Source organism: Flavobacterium koreense (genome assembly GCF_054776075.1).
The window spans coordinates 299381-324404 of sequence record NZ_BAAHCF010000029.1; the positions used below are offsets into that span (position 1 = coordinate 299381).

At 30.8% G+C, this 25024-nt stretch carries 22 protein-coding genes and 1 pseudogene; 14 read left to right on the forward strand and 9 right to left on the reverse strand.

Annotated elements, in window-relative coordinates:
* On the forward strand, positions 1 to 677 hold a 677-nt coding region (locus ACYU7A_RS09590), incomplete at its 5' end, for a hypothetical protein (protein ID WP_460576072.1).
* Here ACYU7A_RS09590 and ACYU7A_RS09595 read toward each other — a convergent pair.
* Both ACYU7A_RS09595 and ACYU7A_RS09600 read right to left on the reverse strand, forming a co-directional pair.
* The gene (locus ACYU7A_RS09595; protein ID WP_344814915.1) at positions 653 to 1567 is read right to left on the reverse strand and encodes a bifunctional metallophosphatase/5'-nucleotidase; all 915 of its coding nucleotides are present in this window, start codon (positions 1565 to 1567) and stop codon (positions 653 to 655) included. The genes ACYU7A_RS09590 and ACYU7A_RS09595 overlap by 25 nt on opposite strands.
* Before the next feature lie 26 nt (positions 1568 to 1593).
* A complete protein-coding gene (locus tag ACYU7A_RS09600; RefSeq protein ID WP_460576073.1) occupies positions 1594 to 2343 on the reverse strand; it encodes a 5'-nucleotidase C-terminal domain-containing protein in 750 nt (249 codons plus the stop codon).
* 78 nt (positions 2344 to 2421) lie between these two features.
* Here ACYU7A_RS09600 and ACYU7A_RS09605 point away from each other — a divergent pair, with 78 nt between their 5' ends.
* The 13 genes and pseudogenes from ACYU7A_RS09605 to ACYU7A_RS09665 all read left to right on the forward strand — a co-directional run bounded on the left by ACYU7A_RS09605 (position 2422) and on the right by ACYU7A_RS09665 (position 18354).
* On the forward strand, positions 2422 to 2940 hold the full coding sequence (locus tag ACYU7A_RS09605; RefSeq protein WP_460576075.1) for a DUF6913 domain-containing protein: 519 nt from the start codon (positions 2422 to 2424) through the stop codon (positions 2938 to 2940).
* Between the two features lies 1 nt (position 2941).
* Entirely contained in the window at positions 2942 to 3817 is an 876-nt protein-coding gene (dapA, locus tag ACYU7A_RS09610; RefSeq protein ID WP_460576077.1) for a 4-hydroxy-tetrahydrodipicolinate synthase, read from the forward strand.
* 120 nt (positions 3818 to 3937) lie between these two features.
* A complete protein-coding gene (locus ACYU7A_RS09615) occupies positions 3938 to 4732 on the forward strand; it encodes an outer membrane protein assembly factor BamD (protein WP_460576079.1) in 795 nt (264 codons plus the stop codon).
* Positions 4733 to 4739: 7 nt separating this feature from the next.
* Positions 4740 to 5057, forward strand: a complete 318-nt coding sequence (locus tag ACYU7A_RS09620; protein ID WP_298306181.1) for a DNA-directed RNA polymerase subunit omega — start codon at positions 4740 to 4742, stop codon at positions 5055 to 5057.
* A gap of 9 nt (positions 5058 to 5066) precedes the next feature.
* Entirely contained in the window at positions 5067 to 6278 is a 1212-nt protein-coding gene (gene coaBC / locus ACYU7A_RS09625; protein WP_460576081.1) for a bifunctional phosphopantothenoylcysteine decarboxylase/phosphopantothenate--cysteine ligase CoaBC, read from the forward strand.
* Positions 6271 to 7158, forward strand: coding sequence for a type IX secretion system protein PorD (gene porD / locus ACYU7A_RS09630; protein ID WP_460576083.1), 888 nt, complete (start codon positions 6271 to 6273; stop codon positions 7156 to 7158). The genes coaBC and porD overlap by 8 nt, the downstream gene beginning before the upstream one ends.
* Positions 7159 to 7179: 21 nt before the next feature.
* Positions 7180 to 8832, forward strand: coding sequence for a DNA repair protein RecN (gene recN, locus ACYU7A_RS09635; RefSeq protein WP_460576085.1), 1653 nt, complete (start codon positions 7180 to 7182; stop codon positions 8830 to 8832).
* A 61-nt stretch (positions 8833 to 8893) separates the two neighbouring features.
* Positions 8894 to 10084 carry an enoyl-ACP reductase FabV gene (gene fabV, locus ACYU7A_RS09640; protein ID WP_460576087.1) on the forward strand — a complete coding sequence of 397 codons (1191 nt, stop codon included), beginning with the start codon at positions 8894 to 8896 and terminating at the stop codon, positions 10082 to 10084.
* A 94-nt stretch (positions 10085 to 10178) separates the two neighbouring features.
* Complete coding sequence (locus ACYU7A_RS09645; RefSeq protein WP_460576089.1) at positions 10179 to 14180, forward strand: GEVED domain-containing protein; 4002 nt, start codon at positions 10179 to 10181, stop codon at positions 14178 to 14180.
* An 88-nt stretch (positions 14181 to 14268) separates the two neighbouring features.
* Positions 14269 to 15264, forward strand: a pseudogene (locus tag ACYU7A_RS09650) (glycosyltransferase family 2 protein); the annotation flags it as partial.
* Positions 15265 to 15312: 48 nt separating this feature from the next.
* Positions 15313 to 15987 (forward strand): dephospho-CoA kinase, encoded by a 675-nt coding sequence (coaE, locus tag ACYU7A_RS09655; protein ID WP_460576697.1) that lies wholly within the window; start codon positions 15313 to 15315, stop codon positions 15985 to 15987.
* Between the two features lie 71 nt (positions 15988 to 16058).
* Positions 16059 to 17642: a sensor histidine kinase gene (locus tag ACYU7A_RS09660; protein ID WP_460576091.1), complete on the forward strand. Its 1584-nt coding sequence runs from the start codon at positions 16059 to 16061 to the stop codon at positions 17640 to 17642.
* Positions 17643 to 17649: 7 nt separating this feature from the next.
* Complete coding sequence (locus ACYU7A_RS09665) at positions 17650 to 18354, forward strand: response regulator transcription factor (protein WP_298306159.1); 705 nt, start codon at positions 17650 to 17652, stop codon at positions 18352 to 18354.
* A 29-nt stretch (positions 18355 to 18383) separates the two neighbouring features.
* Here ACYU7A_RS09665 and ACYU7A_RS09670 read toward each other — a convergent pair whose 3' ends face one another.
* From ACYU7A_RS09670 to ACYU7A_RS09700, 7 genes are all read right to left on the reverse strand, one after another.
* Complete coding sequence (locus ACYU7A_RS09670; protein WP_460576094.1) at positions 18384 to 19112, reverse strand: acyl-[acyl-carrier-protein] thioesterase; 729 nt, start codon at positions 19110 to 19112, stop codon at positions 18384 to 18386.
* Between the two features lie 35 nt (positions 19113 to 19147).
* Positions 19148 to 20071: a tRNA (adenosine(37)-N6)-dimethylallyltransferase MiaA gene (gene miaA / locus ACYU7A_RS09675; RefSeq protein WP_460576096.1), complete on the reverse strand. Its 924-nt coding sequence runs from the start codon at positions 20069 to 20071 to the stop codon at positions 19148 to 19150.
* 25 nt (positions 20072 to 20096) lie between these two features.
* On the reverse strand, positions 20097 to 21458 hold the full coding sequence (locus tag ACYU7A_RS09680; RefSeq protein WP_460576098.1) for an exonuclease domain-containing protein: 1362 nt from the start codon (positions 21456 to 21458) through the stop codon (positions 20097 to 20099).
* 59 nt (positions 21459 to 21517) lie between these two features.
* Positions 21518 to 22192, reverse strand: a complete 675-nt coding sequence (locus ACYU7A_RS09685) for a YggS family pyridoxal phosphate-dependent enzyme (RefSeq protein WP_460576100.1) — start codon at positions 22190 to 22192, stop codon at positions 21518 to 21520.
* Positions 22183 to 22731 carry a hypothetical protein gene (locus ACYU7A_RS09690; RefSeq protein ID WP_460576102.1) on the reverse strand — a complete coding sequence of 183 codons (549 nt, stop codon included), beginning with the start codon at positions 22729 to 22731 and terminating at the stop codon, positions 22183 to 22185. Before ACYU7A_RS09690 ends, ACYU7A_RS09685 begins: the two co-directional genes overlap by 10 nt.
* 38 nt (positions 22732 to 22769) lie before the next feature.
* On the reverse strand, positions 22770 to 24002 hold the full coding sequence (locus tag ACYU7A_RS09695) for a DUF1015 domain-containing protein (protein ID WP_460576104.1): 1233 nt from the start codon (positions 24000 to 24002) through the stop codon (positions 22770 to 22772).
* Positions 24003 to 24098: 96 nt separating this feature from the next.
* Entirely contained in the window at positions 24099 to 24986 is an 888-nt protein-coding gene (locus ACYU7A_RS09700) for a 3-hydroxyacyl-CoA dehydrogenase family protein (RefSeq protein ID WP_460576106.1), read from the reverse strand.
* Positions 24987 to 25024: the final 38 nt, after the last annotated feature.

Here is a 25024-nt window from a genome sequence, read left to right on the forward strand (position 1 = left end):
ATATAATTAAAATTATTTCATTCTTTTATTTCTTCAATGCTATTGTTGAAGTTATAGCTGAAACTTTTTCTTACGAACCAATAATTTTTATTACAAAACCATTAATACCTATACTATTAATGGTTTTGTATTTTTATACTTCAAAGAGCAATTGCAAATTGTTTTATGTGATAATGTTTTTTTCTTTGCTAACCAATCTTCTATTTGTTCCTAATACTGCAGACTCACTTTTTTATGGAGTTATTACCTATACAATTCATAGAATATTTTTACTGATATTAATTTTTAGAATTATAAAAATTAAAGATTACATTCCTTTTTTCTTGGCTACTTTACCACTAGGATTTATATTTTTCTATCTTTTTGCTGCCTCAGACGTTCCTGAAAATTCTTATTATTTAATCTTTTTCCACAATCTTATTGCAGCAGTTTTAGGTGGTGTTGCAATCTCTTCTTATGTCATGAATGACAGTAAACAAAACTCTTATTTATTAATAAGTGTATTGTTGTTTTTAGGTTTACAATTGGTAATTTATATTGAAAAGTATTATTTGGTCGATTCACATTCTTACATACTTCGACCATTAGCAATGACCTTAAATATCCTTGCTTTTTATATGTTTTATCAATTTGTAGTTATTTCTGAAAAAAATCAGACTACTATTGATTTACCTTGAGATTGAAGTTCTTTATCATTAGATAAATAGAAATCTATTCTACCTAAATTCAAGCCATAACAACCAACTTGATTAATCAATACTTGCTTTCCTTCACTATTTTTCTCAATAATTGGTTTGTCAAGAAAAGTGTGAGTGTGTCCACCAATGATTAAGTCAATATCTTTAGTTTGTTTGGCTAATAAAATATCGCAAACTTTATTAGGATCTTCTTTGTATTTAAATCCTATATGAGAAAGGCAAATTACTAAATCGCATTTCTCCTCTTGTTTTAGAATTCTAGCCATATCTGTAGCCACTTCTATCGGATTATTATATACCGTTTCTTTGTAATTCTTTTTGTCTACCAATCCTTCAAGTTCAACACCAAGTCCGAAAATCCCAATTTTTATACCATCAATCGTTTTGATTTTATAAGGCTTTACATGACCATCAAGGATAGTGTTTTTGAAATCATAATTAGCAGATACAAAATCAAATTTAGCATTATGTAATTGAGCATAGAAACCATCAATTCCATTATCAAAGTCGTGGTTTCCTAATGTTGCAACATCATAACCCATCATGCTCATTAATTTGAACTCTAATTCACCACCATAATAATTAAAGTAAGGAGTCCCTTGAAAAATATCTCCTGCATCTAGTAATAATACATTTGGGTTTTCTTTACGAATAGTTTCGATAAGTGAAGCTCTTCTAGCAACACCGCCCATATTTGGGTTTCTTGGATGATCTGCAGGAAATGGATCGATATAACTGTGGACATCATTTGTGTGTAAAATTGTAATGTGTTTTAAATCGTTACTTTTAAAACTGCTTAATGAAAGTCCTGTCAAACTTAATAAAGCTGAACTTGCTACTGTTTTTTGAATAAAATCTCTTCTTTTCATTTCTTTTGGCTTAATTTAGTTCAGTATTATTCTTTTATAATTCTAACATCGTTATTGATTCTTAAAGTGTCAACATCTTTAAAATAATCAATCATAATGTTTCTAAGTTTGTAATCAATATCAAATTTTTCAATTCCTTTTTTAAAGAAAGTCATGTTATCACCACCATTTGATAAATAATCAGACGTTACTACATAATATATTTTATCATTTTCTAATGGTTTTCCTTGGACTAATAATTTTGTTGCTTTTAAATCTTTAGAAACTGTAAAATTTAATCCAGACAATGGATGTGGTTTTTTTTCAGCAATAATGTGATTGGCTAATTCGATAATTTGTTCTCCTTTAAGAGCAACAATGATTGCACTGTTTTCAAATGGCATTACTTCATAAGCATTTCTTGCGGTTACATTGCCTTTTGGAATTAAAGTTCTAATTCCACCATGATTTAGTAGGCAAATATCGATTGTTTTATTTTCACGTTTCTGAAAAATAGGATTGCTTTTTTCTATGGTAATATCAGCCAAAAAACAACCAATATTAGTTTGCCATTCTCCTTTAGATTTGTCTAATGTTTCAGGATTGTAAGCTAAAACTTCACTTAAGTCTTTATCAATATGTTCTCTATAGGGTTTAATATAGTTCTCAATTTCAGTCTTACTTTCTTGTGTTTCTGTAAGACCTATTTTCTTGCCTTCAATTTTTGTAACTTGATACTTTTGACTCGAACAAGCGATCAAAGAAATAAATGTTAATAATAAAACAAAATGTTTCAAAACAACGTTATAGTTTTTTAGATTTACCATCTCAAATACGACTAAATTTAATTAAATTTGTAACCAAGTAAAAGTACTATGTTTTTAAATAAAATAAAGGATTTTTGGACAAAAAGAATAGTTAAGAAACGGTTATCAAATGTAAAGCATATAAATTCAGATAGTTCTATTAAAAAAGTTGGGATAATTTTCGATGAGAGTTATTTTTATGAAAAGGAAAAATTAATAGAACAACTTGTGAAAAATGGGATTTATTCTGAAAACATTAAGTTTTTGGTGTTTAAAAACAAGGTAAAAAAGAATGAAACTTTCGACTACAATGTTTTTACTTATAAAAATATTAATTGGAATGCCACATTTGATAGTAAAGAGGTAAATGATTTTATTGATGATGATTTTGATTTACTTATTAGCTATTACGATACAGAAAAAGCACCATTATTATTGGTAACCAATCTTTCAAAAGCAAATTTTAAAGTGGGATTTACCTCAATTGATAAAAGATTAAATCATTTTATGATTGATACAAATGCTGAGAATTATACCGTTTTTATAGACGAATTATTTAAATATTTAAAAATACTAAACAAACTATAATATGCAATCACTAATTGGTACTGGAGTTGCACTTGTAACACCATTCAAAAAAGACTTTTCTTTAGATACTGAGGCACTAACAAGAATAGTAAATTTTCAAATTGATAACGGAATAGATTACCTTGTTGTACTGGGAACCACTGCAGAAAACGCTACGTTAAGTCAAGAAGAAAAAGAATTGGTTATTACTACTGTGATTAATGCTAACAATGGTAGATTGCCATTAGTTTTAGGAGTAGGAGGTAACAATACTTATAAAGTGGTTGAAGAACTTAAAACAAGAGATTTTTCAAATTTTGTTGCTGTTCTTTCTGTGTCTCCTTACTATAATAAACCTACTCAAGAAGGAATTTATCAACATTTCAAAGCTGTTGCAGAAGCTTCTCCAATACCTGTCATTTTATACAATGTTCCAGGTAGGACAGCAAGCAATATGTTGCCATCAACGGTTATAAGATTGGCTAATGATTTTAAAAATGTTGTTGCAATTAAAGAAGCAGCTGGTGATATTGTTCAAGCAATGAAATTGATTCAAGGAAAGCCAGAAGGATTTTTAGTTATTTCTGGAGATGATATGGTCACTTTGCCAATGGTTTTAGCAGGCGGAAGTGGAGTTATTTCTGTAATTGGTGAAGGATTTCCAAGACAATTTTCAGATATGGTACGTTTAGGATTAGAAAGAAAAGTTGATGAAGCCTATAAATTGCATTATCTTTTAGCAGAAGCAATTGATATGATTTTCGAACAAGGAAATCCAGCAGGCATTAAAGAAGTCTTTAAAACACTAGGTTTGTCAGAGAATACAGTGCGTTTACCATTAGTAAATGTCAATCAAGATTTAGCAGATCGATTGAATAAATTTGTAAAAAGTCTTTAGTTTTTTTATAAAAAAATACAATTAAAAAAAATCTTTCATAGTATCTAATTATTAACTAATTTTGCAGTTCGTTTTTTGAGAAGTAAAATCCTCTAAAAACCTGTATCCATAAAAATAAAAATGAAGAAAATAGTTTCTCTTATCGTATTGGTTGTTCTTTTTTCGTCTTGTAGCGAATATCAAAAAGCATTGAAGAATGAAGATGTTGCTGATAAGTATGATGTTGGTCTAAAGATGTACGAGAAAGGAAAATACTCTAAAGCAATACGTTTGTTCGAGCAAATTGCCCCAGCTTATAAAGGGAAACCACAAGCAGAGAAAATGTTTTACATGTTTTCACAATCGTATTATAAAACGAAACAATATTATTTAGCTGGATATCAATTTGAAAGTTTTGCTTCAAGTTATCCAAAAAGTGAAAAGCAAGAAGAAGCTAAATATTTAGGAGCATTATGTTATTCAAAATTATCTCCTGTTTATAGTTTAGATCAGGTTGATACTGACAAAGCGATAGATAAATTGCAAAGTTTTATTGACGAATATCCTAATTCAACTTACTTGCCTGAAGCAAATAAAGTAGCGATTGATTTAAGAAATAAGTTAGAGAAAAAAGCTTTTGAAAACGCTAAACAATACAATACAATATCAGATTTTAAAGCAGCTCAAATCGCTTTAGATAATTTCATTAGTGATTATCCAGGAACTCCATTTAAAGAGGATGCTTTGTTTTACAAATTAGATTCTGCTTATAAGTTGGCAATAAATAGTGTAGAACAAAAAATGGAAGAACGATTAAATGTGGCGAAATCTGCATATAATAGCTTGATTAAATTTAACGCAAGCACAAAATATAAAGCACAAGCCGATGAAATGTTGGCTAAGATTGATAACGATTTAAAACAATTTTCTAAATAAAAAAGTCATGGATTTAAAAAAGACCAATGCACCAGTAAACACAATAACTTACAACAAAAATGTTATTGAAGAACCTACCGGGAATGTTTATGAAGCAATAACTATTATGGCTAAAAGAGCAAACCAAATTAACACAGAAATCAAAAAAGAATTGATTGAAAAGTTAGATGAGTTTGCAACTTACAATGATAGCTTAGAAGAAGTCTTTGAAAACAAAGAACAAATTGAAGTTTCTAAATTTTATGAAAAACTTCCAAAACCACACGCTCTTGCAGTTCAAGAATGGTTGGATGGAAAGATTTATCATAAAGATACAAACAAATAATATAAGACAATGTCAGTTTTAAGCGGTAAAAAAATAATACTAGGTGTTTCTGGTGGAATTGCCGCATACAAAACAGCAACATTAGTTCGTCTATTTATAAAAGCAGGTGCACATATCCAAGTGATAATGACACCTGCTTCTAAGGATTTTGTAACACCATTAACATTATCCACATTGTCTAAAAACCCAGTTCATTCTACATTTTACAATGAAGAAGATGAGAATGCTCAATGGAACAATCACGTTGAATTAGGTTTATGGGCAGATTTAATGGTTATTGCACCTGCAACAGCCAATACACTATCCAAAATGGTAAATGGAAATTGTGATAACTTATTAATTGCAACCTATTTATCAGCAAAATGTCCAGTTTATTTTGCGCCAGCAATGGATTTGGATATGTACAAACATCCTTCAACAGTAAGTTCTTTTAGAACATTACAACAATTTGGGAATACTATAATACCAGCCGAATCAGGCGAACTAGCAAGCGGACTTTCTGGTGAAGGTAGAATGGCAGAACCTGAAAATATTGTTGCTTTCTTAGAAGCCGATTTATCAAGCAAATTACCTTTAAAAGGAAAAAAAATACTAATTACTGCTGGTCCAACATACGAAGCAATAGATCCTGTACGTTTTATAGGAAATCATTCGTCTGGAAAAATGGGTTTTGATATTGCAAATGAAGCAGCAAATCTTGGTGCAGAAGTAGTTTTGATTTCAGGGCCTACACATTTTAAAGTAAAGAATAGCCAAATCAATTTGGTTAAAGTAGTTTCAGCTCAACAAATGTATGAAGCTTGTCATGAGTTTTATAATGATGTTGATGTTGCTATTGCAGCAGCTGCGGTTGCTGATTATAGACCAAAGAATGTTGCGGAACAAAAGATTAAAAAGAGTGAAGCTTCTTTTACAATTGAATTGGAAAAAACTAAAGATATTTTAGCTTCTTTGGGAGAAATAAAGAAAAATCAATTTTTAATAGGTTTCGCTTTAGAAACTGAAAATGAAATTGAAAATGCTAAGTTGAAAATTCAGAAAAAAAACTTAGATTTGATAGTTTTAAATTCGCTTCAAGATGAAGGAGCTGGTTTTGGAAAACCAACGAATAAAGTTACTTTCATTGACAAAGATTTTGCCATTGAGCCAATGGAATTGAAATCTAAAGAAGATGTAGCTGTTGATATAATAAATAAAATAATAAATCATTATCATGCGTAGTATTTTAATTTTAGTTTTTTTGTTTCTATTTGCAAACGTTCAATCGCAAGAGCTTAATTGTAAAGTAATTGTGAATTATGATAAAATTACTAACGTAAATACTCAAATCTTTAAAAGTCTAGAAACTTCTCTAAACGATTTTGTAAATAAAACTGTTTGGACAGAAAAAACTTTTAAAGAAAATGAAAAAATAAGCTGTACCTATTTTATTACTGTCAATTCATTTGAAAATAATAATTTTGAAGCAAGTATTCAAGTACAATCTTCACGTCCAATATATAATTCAAACTTTTCAAGTCCTTTACTAAATATAAACGATAAAGATTTTAGTTTTCAATATGTAGAATTTCAAAATTTGTTCTACAATCCAAATAGTTATGATTCTAACTTAGTTTCTGTAATTGCTTTTTATAATTATATGATATTAGGCTTTGATGCAGAAAGTTTTGCTTTGGATAGTGGTACTCCATATTTTCAGTCTGCACAAGAAATTGTAAGTATTGCTGCTCCTTCAGGAGGAAAAGGATGGTCACAAACCGAGAAAACTCAAAATCGATATTATCTAGTAAATGATGTTATGTCAACAACTTTCAGACCATTGAGAGAAGCTTTGTTTCAATATCATTTTAATGGATTAGATAATATGCACAAAGATTTAAAAACATCTAAAGAAGAAATAGTTGCAGCTATAAATACTTTGTCAACGGTTCATGGTGTTAGACCAAATGCCTATTTAACAAGGATATTTTTCGATGCAAAGTCAGATGAAATTGTATCTATTTTTTCTGGTGGTCCAAGTGTTACTATTGATGGTTTGGTAGATAAATTATCTAAAATTTCACCTACGAATTCTTCTAAATGGTTGAATATAAAGTTTTAATTAGGAGTTAAATCTTTACCAATGATTACATCATTATCTATTGAAAATTTTGCTTTAATTGAAAAGCTATCTGTTAAATTCACAGATGGATTTTCTGTTATTACTGGTGAAACTGGTGCAGGAAAATCAATTCTTCTAGGAGCATTAGGCTTAGTCTTAGGAAAAAGAGCCGATTTAACTTCTCTGAAGAATAAAGAAGAGAAATGTATTATTGAAGCACATTTTCAAATTAAAAATTACAATTTGAAATCTTTTTTTGTTTCAAATGACCTTGACTACGAAGACGAAACAATCATTAGAAGAGAAATATTACCTTCCGGAAAATCAAGAGCTTTTATTAATGATACACCTGTCAATTTAAATGAATTACAAGAATTAAGTAATTATTTAATTGATATTCATTCACAACATCAAACTCAGGAATTGTCTGACGACGCGGTTCAATTTCAAATAATCGATTCTGTAGCATCTAATTTTGATTTTATTACTCAATATTCAATCCAACTTAAGGAATATAAAAGACTGAAATCAGATTTAAAATCTAAAAAAGAATCGCTTTCCTCTGTTTTAAAAGAACAAGATTATAATACTTTTCTTTTGGAAGAATTACTTTCTGCACAATTAAAATCTGGTGAATTAGAAGAGCTTGAATCAAGTTTTGAAAAACTTAATAATGTTGAATTTATCAAAGAAACTTTAGTGAAATCTTTGGCAATAGCTAATGATGAGCAATTTGGTGTGATTCAAAATTTAAAAGAAGTAAAAGCCTCTTTGCAAAAAATAGCCGGACTTTCAACTGAATATAATTTACTTTTTGAAAGAGTAAATAGTACTTTAATAGAATTTGATGATATCGAAAAAGAACTAAATCAACTTTCAGAAACAATTTTTTCGGATCCTGAAGCTTTAGATTTAACAAATCAGAAGTTGCAATTGATTTACACTTTATTTAAAAAACATCAAGTAAATACAATTGATGAGCTATTAATTATTCAAAGTGATTTAGATAATAAAGTGGTTTCTGTGACGACATTAGAATCTGAAATCGTTGAAATTGAAAATCAAATTATTCAATTTGAAAATCAATTAAATATTTTGGCTAATCAAATTCATGATAATCGAGAAAAAGCAATACCAGTTTTAACCGATAAATTAGCTTCATTTTTATCAAATTTAGGAATGCCTAATGCAAGATTTAATATCCAACTAGATTTGAAAGAGGAGTTTTATATTAATGGAAAAGATGAAATTATATTTTTGTTTTCAGCAAATAAAGGATCAGATTTTGGATTGTTAAAAAAAGTTGCTTCTGGTGGAGAAATGTCTAGGATCATGTTGGCAGTTAAAGCAATTTTATCTCAATTTTCAAATCTTCCTACAATAATATTTGATGAAATTGACACCGGAGTTTCTGGAGAAATCGCTCATAAAATGGCAGAAATAATGAAAAACATGAGCAGTAATATGCAAGTTTTCGCCATAACTCACTTACCACAAATTGCTAGTAAAGGAAAAGATCATTTTAAAGTTTTTAAAGTTATTAAGGACAATCAAACACACTCTGAATTGAAGTTGTTGTCTGATGATGAGCGAATTATTGAAATTGCTCAAATGTTGTCAGGTTCTGTTATTTCAGATTCTGCCTTAATTCATGCAAAGGAATTGCTTAACTAAAAATATAGAATTATATTTGTTTTTTCAAAGACAAACTAAATAAACGAATAAAGTTAAAGATATGATTATAGAACCAAGAATGCGCGGATTTATTTGTTTGACAGCTCATCCAAAGGGTTGCGAGCAAAATGTTAAAAATCAAATAGATTACGTTAAGTCAAAAGGTAAGATAGATGGAGCTAAACGCGTTTTAGTTATTGGAGCGTCAACCGGATTCGGATTGGCTTCTAGAATTTCTAGTGCTTTCGGATGTGATGCAGCAACAATTGGAGTTTTCTTTGAAAAACCAGCTTCAGAAGGAAAAACTGCTTCTCCAGGTTGGTATAATTCTGCAGCATTCGAAAACGAAGCACATAAAGCAGGTTTATATGCAAAGAGTATTAATGGTGATGCTTTTTCAAAAGAAGTAAAACAGCAAGCAATTGATTTGATTAAAAATGATTTAGGTCAAGTTGATTTAGTTATTTATAGTTTGGCTTCACCAGTAAGAATGCACCCTGAAACAGGTGTTTTACATCGTTCAACATTAAAGCCGATAGGAACAACTTTTACTAACAAAACTGTCGATTTTCACACAGGAAATGTAACTCAAGTATCTATTGAGCCTGCTAACCAAGATGATATTGATAATACGGTTGTTGTTATGGGTGGAGAAGATTGGTCAATGTGGATGAATGACTTGAAAGATGCAGGCTTATTGGCTCCAGGAGCAACTACCATAGCCTATTCTTATATAGGACCATCAGTTACTGAAGCAGTTTATAGAAAAGGAACAATTGGAAGAGCTAAAGATCATTTAGAAGCTACGGCTTTTACAATTACTGATGATTTAAAAGAATTAGGCGGAAAGGCCTATGTTTCTGTGAATAAAGCATTAGTTACTCAAGCTAGTTCTGCAATTCCTGTAATTCCACTTTATATTTCATTGTTGTATAAAATTATGAAAGCTCAAGGAATTCATGAAGGATGTATCGAGCAAATTCAAAGACTTTACAGCGAAAGATTATATACTGGTAAAGAAGTTCCAACTGATGAAAACGGTAGAATAAGAATTGATGATTGGGAAATGAGAGAAGATGTTCAAGCGCAAGTTTCAAATTTATGGGATAAAGCAACAACAGAATCGCTAGTAGAAATAGGAGATTTAGCAGGATATAAACAAGATTTTCTAAACTTATTTGGATTTGGTTTTAACGGTGTTGATTATGATGCAGATGCAAATGAATTAGTTTCTGTACCAAGTATAAAATAAAATTGTTAAAATTTTATAGATTTAAAGGCTCACAATTATTTGTGAGCTTTTTTTGTTTATTTTTATAGCTTTAAATTTAACTTATAAAAACAACATGAAGAAAAATTACTTTTTAGTAGCATTATTTTTTTGTTTGTTCCAACTAGGTTTTAGTCAGAGTTTATCACAGTATACTTTTTCACAAAGTAACTCGACTTATACGGCTATAACAGGAGGAACAATACTTGGGTCAACAACTTCAGATGACCAAAGATTTTTAGATCCTGCAGTTCCACTTGGAGCGGCAAATTTTACAGGAGTTGGTTTGCCAATTGGTTTCAATTTCACATTTAATGGTTATACTTATAATCGTTTTGGGGTAAATGCAAACGGATGGATTTCTTTAGGTTCATCATTATTGACTCCCTCAGTTGATATGAATTCAACATCTTCTTACGAGCCAATTTCTTCAACAAGTACTACGGTATCAAACCCATTAGTAGCAAGAATTTCTGCATTTACAAGAGATTTAATGTCTCAAAATGGAGGTGAAATTAGATATGAATTAACAGGAACAGCTCCCAATCAGGTTTTAGTTGTTCAATGGACAAATTATGCTAAATATTTAGCTGTTGGAGATTCATATAATTTTCAAATTAAATTGTACGAAACAACCAATAAAGTTGAAATTGTTTACGGAACAATGACAGATAATGGTACTACAACAGTTGCACAAACTGGTTTAAGAGCTAATCCAAATAATGTAGCAACAAATTTTGTTGGAAGAACTACTGCCGTAGATTGGTTTGGTACAACTGCAAGCGCAACTGCAACGGATACTATGTTTTTATCAAATGTTATTTTTCCACCTGCTGGTTTAGTTTTTGCTTATACTCCACCACCATCTTGCTCTGGAACTCCAGCGCCAGGTAATACAGTTTCATCAACAGCTTTAGCTTGTAGTGGTGTTAGTTTTAATCTTTCATTACAAAATAGTACTTCAGGTTCTGGAGTAACTTACCAATGGCAAACATCTTCTGATGGTATAGCTTACTCAAATGCAAGTGGAGCATCAACAGATCCTACATATACTGCAAATCAAACAGCAGTAACTTATTATCAATGTATTGTAACTTGTACAGCATCAGGATTAAGTACTACAAGTACAGCTTTGATGGTTGGATTGAATACACCAACAAATTGTTATTGTATTCCTACCTACACTACAGGTAAAACAGCCGGAGATTTAATCTCTAATATATCAATTGCTGGAACTACTTTAGCAAATAATTCAGGTACAAATCCAACTAATCCAGCTTATACATACTTTACTGGACAACCAAATTACACAGGAACATTACAAGCAGGTTCTTCTTATGTAGTAAATGTTTCTGTTGGAACTTTTGGAGGTCAAAACGTTGCCGTTTGGATTGATTATAACGATGATGGAGTTTTTGCAACATCTGAAAGAGTTGGATATACCACAGCTTCAATTGCTGGTAACGGATCTGCAACTTTTTCAATCAGTTTAGCTTGTAATCCACCACTTGGAACTCACAGAATGAGAGTAAGAGATGTTTGGAATACATCAGGTATTAATATTGATCCATGTCTTAATTATGGATGGGGTGAAACAGAAGATTATGATGTAACAGTTTCAGCTGCTGTTGCTTGTCCTCAGCCTTCAAATTTATTAGTTACTAATGTAACTGGTACTTCTGCAGTTTTGGGATGGACAGCTGGTTGTGTTGAAACAGCATGGAATGTTTATGTAACTACAGCTGGTGGAGCGGCTCCAACAACTCCAACCTACTCAAGTGTTGTTAATCCTTTTGTTGTAAATGGTTTAACACCAGGAACAGCTTACGATTTTTATGTAAGTGCAGATTGTAATACAAATGGAGTAAGTCTTTGGACAGGTCCATTTTACTTTGTTACTTCTCCAGCAAACGATAATTGTGCTGGGTCAGTTGCTTTAACTGTAGGAAATGTTTTTGCAGATAATGATGTAACAGGAACAAATGTTGCTGCAACTAATTCAAATCCTCCTGCACCAGGTTGTGCAGATTTCTTAGGAGGTGATGTTTGGTATTCTGTAACTGTTCCAGCTTCTGGTTCAGTAACTATTGAAACTAATCCAGTAGCTGCAAGTGTTATTACTGATACTGGTATGGCAGTTTATTCAGGAACTTGTGGTGCACTTACTTTTGTAGAGTGTGATGATGACGATAGTACTAATGGAAATTTCTCATTAATTACATTAACAGGAAGAACTCCTGGTGAAGTTTTATATGTAAATGTGTGGGATTATTCAAATGATAACTTTGGACAATTTTTAGTTTCTGCTTACGATTGTCCTTCTACAACTCCAGCTCCAACTGGTGATGCAACGCAAACATTTTGTAGCGCAGGTACTGTAGGTGATTTATATGCGGACGGAACAACTATACAATGGTATTCTTCTGCAACAGGCGGAACTCCATTATTAGCAACAGATAATCTTGTTTCTGGAATGTATTATGCTACGCAAACCGTAAACTGTGAAAGTTTTAGTAGATTAGCAGTTAACGTTATTGTATCTTCTTTTCCAGTTGTAAATTCAACAACGCTTTCAGTTTGTGATAGTGGAACAAGTACAGCAATTTTTGATTTAACTTCAGCTAATACAGCTATTAGTTCAGAATCTGGTGTGGTTTATTCATACTATGTAGATTTATTTGATGCTGAAAACGCTTCTAATGCTATAGCAAATCCTACAGCATTTGTAGGTACTAATGGTCAAATTATTTTCGTAAGAGTTGAAAATACTAATGGTTGTTATAGTATTGCTGAACTAACATTAAATATAACATCAACTTTAGCACCAACTGGTGACGCTGCTCAAACATATTGTGGAGCTAGTACTTTAGATGATTTAACAGTAGTAATTACTGGAACTAGTTTAGTTTGGTATAATGCTGCAACTTTAGGTACTATTTTGCCTTCATCAACTGCATTAGTATCAGGTACAACTTATTATGCTTCTCAAATAGAAAATAGTTGTGAAAGTTTAACACGTTTAGCTGTAACTGTAACTGAAAACTGTCCATTTGCTGGATGTTTATCATCTCCAAATGGTCAATGGCCTGGAGCAACATTTACTCCGGCTTGTTTAGGAACATCTCAAACAATAACTACTGCGGGTTATGCAGGCGAATATTCTAAAGTAAATGTAACTACAGGTGTTCAATATACTTTTACAAGTTCAATTGCTACAGATATTATTACAATTAGTGATGAGAATGGAACAGTTGCTTACACTTTTGGAACTGGTAGTGTAGTTTGGACATCAAGTTTAACTGGTGTAATTAGATTTTATACACATGTTGACAATACTTGTGCTGCAAATACAACTCCTAGAACAAGAGCGATTTTATGTGGTACACCTCCACCAGCTCCTTTAAATGATAATTGTTCAGCTCCAATTGCATTAACTGCAGGTGGTGTTTATACTGATAATGATGTTGACGGAACTACTTTCGGTGCAACAGCATCTTCTCAAGCAAACCCAACAACTTGCAATGGATATAGTGGTGGTGATGTTTGGTTTAGTGTAGTTGTTCCGGCAAGTGGTAATCTTACAATTGAAACTAGTGCTCCTTTAGCAGGAGGAACTGGAATTGATACAGTAGTTACAGCTTACTCTGGAGATTGTGCTGTATTAAATCAAATTGGTTGTGATGATGATGGAGCAACTGAATCTGCAATAGGATTTACATTGCTTACATTAACAGGTCAAACTCCAGGTAGCACAATATTATTGAGAGTTTATGAGTACAACAACGATTTGCCAGGTTCATTCTCAATTTCAGCTTATGACGCTTCATTAGGAACGAATAGTTTTGATAGTTCAAACTTTACATTCTATCCTAATCCGGTTAAAGATGTATTGAATTTATCTTATTCAAAAAATATTGATACTGTTCAAATTATGAATATTTTAGGTCAAGAAGTTTCTGCTAAATCAATCAACGCTACTCAAGCAGCAATTGATATGTCGAATCTTCCATCTGGAACTTATTTAGTAAGATTAACTTCTGAAAATCAAGTGAAAACGATTAAAGTTGTGAAAGAATAATTATAACTTATTCTTAAATAAATAAAAAGTCCTGCTTCGGCGGGACTTTTGTTTTATAGAAAGAGTATCTTTGTTAAAATTTTTTCGAATGTATTTTTCAATTATTATTCCAGTCTATAATAGACCTGACGAAATAAACGAACTGCTAGAAAGTTTACTATTATCTACTTACAAAAGCAATTATGAAATTGTAATTGTAGAAGACGGTTCTTCAATATCCTGTGAAGAGGTAATAAAGAAATTCACAGATAAATTATCTATTTCATACTACTATAAAGCAAATTCTGGTCCAGGAGATTCTAGAAATTTTGGAATGCAGAAAGCCAAAGGTGATTATTTTATCATCTTTGATTCCGATTGTATTATTCCAAACAACTATCTTTCTGAAGTTGATAAAGAATTAAAATCCAATTACGTAGATTGTTTTGGTGGACCTGATAAAGCATTAAAATCATTTTCTAATATTCAAAAAGCTATCAACTTTTCAATGACTTCTTTTCTAACAACAGGAGGAATAAGAGGTGGTTCTGAGAAAATTGACAAATTTCAACCAAGAAGTTTCAATATGGGAATTTCTAAAAAAGCATTTGAAGAATCTAAAGGTTTCGGAAATATTCATCCAGGTGAAGATCCAGATTTATCCATCAGATTATGGAAATTAGGTTATCAAACTAGACTTTTTTCTTCTGCTTTTGTTTATCATAAAAGAAGAATTGACTGGGATAAATTTACACTTCAAGTATCAAAATTTGGAAAAGCAAGACCAATTTTAAATCACTGGTATCCAGAATATAGTAAACTTACCTATTGGTTACCCTCTTTATTTGTTATTGGATTTATAATCTCTGTTGGGCTTTTAATAATTCTATTTGATTGGGGATTAAAACTATATTTTTTATATTTCGTAATAATCTTTATTGTATCTAGTATTCAAAACAGAAATCCAATAATAGGTTTATTATCTATAGTAGCTGTTTGGAAGCAATTTTTTGGATATGGTTTTGGGTTTTTAAAATCATTTTTCAAGATTAATATTCTTAGAAAAAAACCTCAAGATGCTTTTCCTGAATTGTTCTTTAAAATAAATTCCAATCCAATGGAAGCTGAAAAAGAGTTGATTTTTGAAAAACAAATGGAAACTCCAATTCAAAAATCTGTAGAAAAAGTTATTGATAAAATTGTTACTCCTATTAATAAAATTGTTGAACCAGTTGTAACAAAATCAAAAATAATCGGTCTAACAGGTGGAATAGGTAGTGGTAAAACTACGGTTGCAAAATATCTTATTTCTAAAGGCATTCCAGTTTATATTTCCGATGTAGAAGCCAAAAAAGTAATGGAGTTTCCTGAGATCATTTCTCAAATTGTACAAACTTTTGGAAATGAATTAATTACAGATAACCAAACTTTAGATAGAGAGAAACTTGCAGCAATTGTTTTCAATGCTCCAGAAAAGCTGAAACAACTTAATGCTATTGTTCATCCGGCAGTAAAAAAACACTTTGATAATTGGATTGCTACAAATCAAAACCATCCAATTTTAGTAAAAGAAGCGGCTATATTGTTTGAAAGTGGTAGTTATAAAGATTGTGATAAAATTATTACAGTATCAGCACCATTAGAGTTAAGAATAGCGCGTGTATTGAAGCGTGATTCGACTACTAGAGAAAAAGTATTACAAAGAATTAACAATCAATTGTCTGATGAAGAAAGAATTGCAAGAAGTAATTTTGTAATTAAAAATGAAAATTTTGAGGATACTAAAAAACAAGTCGACGAAATAGTCAATTTATTGAAAAATAGATAATTTTTTACCTCTGTGTTAATGTTTGGTTAATACATTAACAGAATAAATGTTAAAATACTAAATTTGTTGTGATGAATAAGTTTGTTTTTCGGCTGTTGGTATTATTAATGAGTTTATCCTTACTTGGGATAATTTTAGTCCAAGTATATTGGTTTAATACTTCATTAGAAAACAACGAAGAACAATTTAAGTTTCATGTAAAACAGGTTTTAGGTAGCGTTGCTAACAAACTCGAAAATAAAGAGCGTTATGCTTTTTATAAAAAAAACGGAAGATTTAAAGATAATGCTAAAAAATCTCCAAAAAGTGAAGATTTATTAGAATACGGTTACTACGAAAGAAATGCTAAAACGAATAAAACAATAATTTATTCCAACAGCATTATTTCAGAGGATTATGATATGTTTTCTACGTTCTTTGATAAAAGACTTGATAGTCTTAAAGTAAAAAATTACACAGCTAAAAGAAAAACTAAAGTATTTAACAATAATTCATTTGATAATTCAGGAATTCAAAACACAATTGTTCCTGATTTGACTATTGAAAAAGCTGGAGATTTAAAGATTCTTGAAGATGCACAATTTGAAATTGCCTACAAAGATGTTGTAGCTAATTATCCAATAAACGAACGTGTTTCTAAAGAACAATTAAATGAATTATTAGATAAAGAACTTAAGGAATATGGAATCAAAACTCCTTATGAGTTCAATATTTACAGCAATGGATTAGCAACAAAAATAAAATCAGAGCATTTCAATTTTGATAAATATGCTACTTATTCGATTCCTGTTTTTATAGACAATGACGGAAATAACAAGTATATGTTGCTAGTTACATTTCCACAGAAAAAGAAGTTCTTGTTTTCAGAAATTCTTGCTATAACGCTGTTATCGGTAGTTTTTACTTTAATAATAATTATAGCTTATGCCAATGCGTTACATCAATTAATCAAACAACGTCAAATATCTGAAATCAAAACAGATTTTATTAATAACATGACGCATGAGTTTAAAACGCCAATTGCAACTATCAATTTAGCTTTAGATGCTATTAAAAATCCTAAAGTAATTGATGATAAAGAAAAAGTTTATAGATATCTCCAAATGATTAGAGACGAAAATAAACGAATGCATGCTCAAGTAGAAAATGTTCTTAGGATTTCAAAACTAGAGAAAAAAGAATTAGAGATTACCAAAGAACCATTAGACGTTCAAGATATTATTGAAGAAGCAATAGATCATGTGCATTTAATTATTGAAGATAGACAAGGTGCTATTACAACTCATTTTGAGGCAAATAGAACCACAGCATTACTAAATGATGTACATTTTACCAATGTAATTGTTAATATTTTAGACAATGCTATAAAATATTCGCCAGATGTGCCCGTTATAGATATATACACAGAGAACATCAAAGATTTTATACTAATTAAAGTAAAAGATCAAGGCGCAGGAATGAGCAAAGTGGCTCAAAAAAGAATTTTTGAAAAGTTTTATCGCGAACACACAGGCGATATTCACAACGTAAAAGGACACGGATTAGGTCTAGCTTACGTAAAACGAATTGTGGAAGACCACAATGGTCAAGTTTTTGTTGAAAGCGAAAAAGGAAAAGGAAGTACATTTATTATAAAAGTCCCATTGATAAATTAAAAAAATTATGGAAAAAGAAAATAAAAAAATATTATTAGTTGAAGACGATCAAAACTTTGGAGCCATTCTGAAAGATTATTTAATGTTAAATGATTTTGATGTTGTATTGGCAAAAAATGGGATGGAAGGTTTTGAAAAGTTTAAAAAAGACACTTACGATTTGTGCATTCTTGACGTAATGATGCCTTACAAAGATGGATATACTTTAGCTAAAGAAATCCGTGAGAAAAATAAAGAAGTGCCTATCGTGTTCCTAACGGCTAAAACCATGAAAGAAGACGTATTGAAAGGATACAAAGTAGGAGCAGACGATTATCTTAACAAACCGTTCGATTCTGAAGTTTTGTTGATGAAAATCAAAGCCATCATGCAAAGAAAATCATCTGAAACTAAAGCTGAAAATGTTCAGTTTGAATTCCAAATTGGTAAGTTTCATTTGAATTCTAAACTACGTTTCTTGAATTTTCCAGGTAACGAACCAATAAAATTGTCACCAAAAGAAAACGAATTGTTAAAAATGTTAGCACTTTATGTGGAAGATTTAATGCCAAGAGAATTAGCATTAACAAAAATTTGGAGAGACGATAATTACTTCACATCAAGAAGTATGGACGTTTACATTGCTAAACTAAGAAAATATCTAAAAGAAGATCCAAATGTAGAAATTTTGAACATTCACGGTGAAGGATTTAGATTAGTCGTAAAAAAATAAACATAAAGCTCCAAGAAATTGGGGCTTTTTTATTTCAATTCAAGTTCCAATCCAAAGTAAACTTTTCCATCTTTACTTACTGTATAAACGTTCTTATTCTTACCAATTGTAATTACTTCATTCAACGAAACTTCTTTTAAGTAATTCATTTCAAAAGCAGTTAATTCTTGTTTTAAAAGCTTTTTTGAATCCACACAATCCAAACACCATTCTAAATATTTTACACTATTGGCATGATTGACAATATCCAAATCAGATAGTAAAACAGTTCGTTCTGCAACTTCTTCAAATTCCTGCTGAAGATCTATTTTTGCATAACTTTTTTCAGTTGCACTAACATTTGGATATTTTTCAAAATGTTCATGAGGCAAAGCCAAAGCTTCCGGACGACGTGTTTTGGTATTAAAAACGGCCCAAAAAGTTTCGCAACCCACAATCTTTTCATCACCAAGATACAATTCTAAACAACGTGTAGAACGCGAATTTTCTAACGATTTTATCCAAGTTTTAACCGTTACTTTATCTTTCCATTTGGGTAATTGCTTAATTTCAACTCGCATTTTACTTAAAACCCAAGCTTGGTGAAATTCTTGCATATCGCTAAAACTAACACCACCAACTTCCGAATGTGTTGCTGCTGTCAACTGAAAAAGATTACACAATTCAGTATATTTCAAATAGCCATTAGGATAACATTGTAGAAAATTGATTTCCCAATCTTTGGTTAGAATAGAAGTGAAGCTAGGTGAAATTGGCATGGAAGTATTAAGTATTAAGATTTGATTATTAAGTATTAAGACTTAAAGTGTTGATTAATATGATTAATTATTTCTTTTCTATCAGTCAAATAATCAAACCAAACCGCATTTTCGGTTCTTTTAAACCAAGTCAATTGACGTTTTGAAAAGCGTCTTGTGTTTTTTTTGATTTCTTCGATTGCAAAATCTAATGAAGTTTTTTCTTCAAAATAATCGAATAATTCTCTGTAGCCAACTGTTTGTAAGGCATTCAAATCTTTATTTGGAAACAACTTTTCAGCTTCTGCAAGCAATCCTTCATTTATCATAATATCAACTCTTTGGTTGATTCTTTCATACATTATTGACCTTTCGGCTTCCAATCCGATTATGATTGGAGTGAAGTTTCTTTTGTTTTTTTCTTTATTCAAAAATGAGGAATACGGTTTTCTTGTTCCAATGCAAACTTCAACAAAGCGCATCATTCGTTGCGGATTTTGCAATGTTTGAGGATTAGTTTCTGTTATAAAATTGAAATAGTAATTATCTAATACTTGCAACTGATTTTGAAGATATTCGATTCCTTTTTCTTCATAATTCATGCGAACTTCATCACGAACATTAGAGTCAATATGAGGAAAGCTATCAAATCCTTTCAAAATAGCATCAACATACAAACCAGAACCGCCAACCATGATTTGGATGTTGTTTTTCTGAAATAATTCGTCTAATTTGGCAATAGCTTCCTTTTCGAAATCTCCAACAGTGTAATTTTCAAAAATGGATTTATTTTGAATAAAATGATGCGTTGCACTTGCTAATTCTTTCTCATTTGGAACAGCAGTACCAATTTTCATTTCCTTAAAAAATTGGCGACTATCACACGAAATAATATCGCAATCAAAATGCTGAGCCAAAGCAATACTCAAGGAAGTCTTTCCTATAGCAGTTGGTCCGATGATGGTAATTAAATAATTCAAAAGGTCTATTTTCTCTATTTTCTTTTTAAAACTTCATAATCTTCAATACCTTATTTTTTCTCAAATAACTCTGAATAATAGTTCGTGTATCTCGATTATTTTGCATCGGAATAATAATGTTTTTCAAGACTTCAACATTAGTAATTTGATAATTCAAATCATAGAAACAATAGCCTTTGTAAATGCCGTTTTCAATTAAAATAGCACTTCGTTCATCAACTTTTCTACCTCTATCAATGATAATCATATTGTTATTTTCAAACATCATTTCATTGATAAAATCTTCAACACGTTGGTTATATTCCGCAGGTGATTCTTTTCCTAAACAAGCGCCGTTGCATTCTTTTATTTTGTGTTGAAAACATCCGTTTTGCGTTTCATACAATCCGTTCAATTTCTGACATAAATTATATTTCTCGGTGATTCTAAACAACGCATTTTTTCCTTCTTGAAGTGTTGTAAATGCTGTAATTTCTTTCTTTCTACCATCTGCTTTTTGAAGACGTAAATTCAAGTAACCATTGTCGTCTAAAACTTCATACAAAGCATATTGAAAAATACTTTTACGCTGCGCACGATTGTAAATTGGTTTGTTAATTTTGATTTCTTCACTTTCTTTCAAAAGCGCAATCAATTCACTTCCAGTTTCTTCATAAGTTACTGCAAAAACTTCTAATTGAATTTTTTTACATTTATTCGTTTTACCTGTAAAATGTTGATTGACACGTTTTTTAATGTTCTTGCTTTTGCCAATATAAACCAAATCACCTTTTTCATTGTGAATGTAATAAATACCAGTTTTGTAGGGTAAACTTTCAACAATATCAAGCAATTTTGGAGTCAAACCGCTTTTAATTTCTGCTTTTATAGAACTAATTAAAATCTCTTTTTCAGTATCTTTTGATAATAATAATTTGAACAATTTGACGGTCGCTAACGCATCACCACTAGCTCTATGTCTATCGGTTACTGGAATTCCCAAAGCCCGAACCAATTTTCCCAAACTATACGATTCCATTCCAGGAATAAGTTTTTTAGATAATTCAACCGTACAAAGCGTTGGACGAATAAAATCGTAACCCAATCGAGTAAATTCGGTTCTTAAAATTCGATAATCAAATGAAGAATTGTGAGCTACAACAATACAATCTTGTGTAATTTCAATAATTCTTTTGGCAACTTCATAAAACTTTGGAGCCGAGCGCAACATAGCATTATTGATTCCAGTTAACTTAACTACAAATGGCTGAATTTCCTTTTCAGGATTGACCAAACTGATAAATTGATCCACGACTTCGTGACCATCATATTTGTAGATGGCGATTTCGGTAATTCCTTCTTCGTTGAATTGACCTCCAGTGGTTTCTATGTCGAGTATGCAGTACAAAATAGTATTCAGTGTTCAGTTTTCAGTTTTCAGTCTGTCATTCAGAAGGAATCTCAACTTTAATTATTATAATTTCTGTTTCCAAAGATACTACTTCCTATTCGAACCATTGTACTTCCACATTCAATTGCTAATTGATAATCGCCAGACATTCCCATTGAGATAGTGTTCAGTTGGCAGTTTTCAGTTTTCAGTTCACTTACTTTGTCGAAAACTGTTTTCAAGTTTTGGAATTCTTTTTTAATTTGGTTGTGATTTTCTGTGAAGGTTGCCATTCCCATCAAACCAATAATTCTTATGTTTTTCAGGTTTTTGAATTCTTCAGAAGATATAATCTCTGTTAATTCCTTTTCATCCAATCCAAATTTACTTTCTTCTTCGGCAATAAAAATTTGAAGCAAACAATCAATAACGCGATTATTTTTTTGAGCTTCTTTGTTGATTTCGTGTAATAATTTTAAACTATCAACTCCGTGAATCAAATTTACAAATGGAGCAATAAGTTTTACTTTTCGTGATTGTAAATGACCAATAAAATGCCATTGAATATCTTTAGGAAGTGCTTCATGTTTTTCAACTAATTCTTGGACATAATTTTCTCCAAAAACACGTTGACCAGCATTATAAGCTTCCATCAAATCAGCTACAGGTTTGGTTTTAGAAACGGCAACTAATGTAACGTTTTTAGGAAGTTGTGATTGTATATTGAGGAGGTTTTGTTTTATTATTTCCATTTTCTTTCGTAAAAAATATTGTCTATTTTTTTAGATATACCATAAATCCAATTATTAAAGCTTTCACAGAAACTGAAATATGTGATATCATTATCTTTTTCTAAACTTGAAAAGTTTGTAAAAATACTATAAGTACCATTGTAATATGTGTTTAAAACTTTTATGTTTTTAATTTTATTATTTTCATAATATAATTCTACAAATACATATTCAACACTTTTTTTGTTATATATTGTTTCATATTCATAAGTGGCTTTAATTATTTCAGGTTGTGGAATAGGATAGTCTGGACCGACTATTGCCATTGAATCAACTTTTATTGTATCTAAATATGATTTTTTATATATTTTTAATAAGGCATCAGTTTTAATTTTTAAAGTCTTTTTACGACTAACACTCACACTCCTTTCAATTTCAAATTTCTGTTCAATGTTTTTTTTTGATTTTAAACAAATACTATCAATCTGCTTAATAGTAAGTGATTTGTTTTGAGAAAAAGAAGTAGCCGAAATTAAGAAGAATAGAAGTAATTTTCTCATTTTAAATTTTGTTATAACTATTTTTCAGTATTTCGTACTTATAGTTCATACACCATCAATCCACTACGAAATTTAGGTTCAATATAAGTTGATTTTGGAGGCATAATTAAATTGTTGTCTGCCAAAGCTTTAATTTCTGAAATATCACTTGGGAACAACATGAATCCGACTTCAAATTCACCTTCGTCTACCAACTCTTTTATGGTTAAAATAGATTGTTTACCAGGAATGTATTCAATTCGTTCGTCGTTTCTCAAATCTTCTATTCCTAAAATGGGTTGCAATACTTTATCGTATAAAACTTGTGCATCTAAATTTGATAATATTGAATTTTGCTTTTTGATATTGTCATTGTCATTGACTTTGTAAAACAGCGCATAAAAAGCACCATCTAAATACATTCCGAATTCAAATTTTCCTTGTGGTTTCCACAATTCTTGTTCTTTGGTTTTGATGATGAAATGTTCTGATAGCTTTAGAATAAATTCTTCTTTCGAATGACCATTCAAATCACGAATGATTCGGTTGAACTCATAAATTTTGACATTACTTTCAGCAATTAGAAAACTCATAAAATAATTCAGATTCTGATTTCCTAAATGATTGTCTTCATCAAATAATAATTCTGCCGAAGCCGAACGGTGGTGACCATCAGCAATATATAATTCTGGAATGTTTTCAAATTGTTTTTCTAACCAAGCTATTTCTGAGTCAGAATCAACTTTCCAAAGTGTATGTTTTTCTTTGTTGGTTGTGGCAAAATGATAAATTGGCTGTTCTTTTTTCTTTTCTGAAATCCAATTGTTGATTTCTGATTTATCTGGATAAGTTATCAAAACTGGTTCTGTATTGAAACCTGTTTGATGCAAATAATCTTTGAATAATTCTACACGATATTGCAAAGTATCTTCGTGTTTTTTGATGATATTATTTTTATAATCATCAATTGAAGTTCCTGCTACAATTCCTGTAAAAGATTGACTTTTCGTCTGAATTTCATACAAAAAGAAAGCCGCTTTTTCATCTTCAAGAAAAATTCCATCATTTTTGAAATCTTGATATTTATGAGCAACACCTTTGAAACGCTTGTCCAAAGTAATTTTCTGCGAATGAACATAGGCAGGATTAATCACGTGCAAAAACGAATAAGGATTGAAATCCAACCACGAAGCCAATTCCGCAGGCGAATAGTCATCATAATTACGACAAGTTACCAACGCTACTTTATCAGGAGTTGGACGAACGGCTTTGAAAGGGATTATTTTGCTCATGTTGCTTAACCACGAAGGTCACAAAGTTTTGCACAAAGTACACGAAGATTTTTTTTGTGAGCTTTGTGCTTTCTTCGTGCTCTTTGTGGTTAAATTTTATTTAAATTGTTTAGAAACTTTCTCTGCTTTTTTACTTTCAGAATAATCGTAGAAACCTTCACCAGATTTTACTCCGAGTTTTCCTGCCATTACCATATTTACTAAAAGTGGGCAAGGAGCATATTTTGGATTTTTGAAACCGTCGTACATTACATTTAGAATCGAAAGGCAAACGTCAAGTCCAATAAAATCTGCTAATTGCAATGGTCCCATTGGATGTGCCATTCCTAGTTTCATTACCGTATCAATTTCTTCAACGCCAGCAACTCCGTTATATAAAGTTTCAATTGATTCGTTAATCATTGGCATAAGGATTCTGTTAGCTACAAATCCAGGATAATCGTTTACTTCTGTTGGAGTTTTTCCTAATTTTACAGATAAATCCATTATGATTTTAGTTACTTCATCAGAAGTGTTGTAACCACGAATAATTTCAACCAATTTCATAATCGGAACCGGATTCATAAAGTGCATTCCGATTACACGTTCTGGATGAACTACTTGCGCAGCTATTTGAGTAATTGAAATTGAAGATGTATTCGTTGCCAAAATCACGTTATGATCGCAAACTTCACTTAATTGTTTGAAAATATTTAGCTTTAAAGTTACATTTTCTGTAGCAGCTTCTACTACTAAATCGGTTCCAACAACACCATCTTTTATGTCGGTGTAAGTAATTATGTTTCCGATAGTTTTGTGTTTGTCATCTTCGGTGATAGTTCCTTTAGAAACCATTCGGTCAAGGTTGGAAGCAATGGTAGCCATTCCTTTTTCTAAAGATTTCTCTGAAATATCGATTAATTTTACGGTAAATCCGCTTTGTGCAAAAGTGTGAGCAATTCCGTTGCCCATCGTTCCTGCGCCTATTACAGCTATTGTTTTCATTATGTTTGTTTAGTTTGTTTTAATTTTTTCCACCGCAA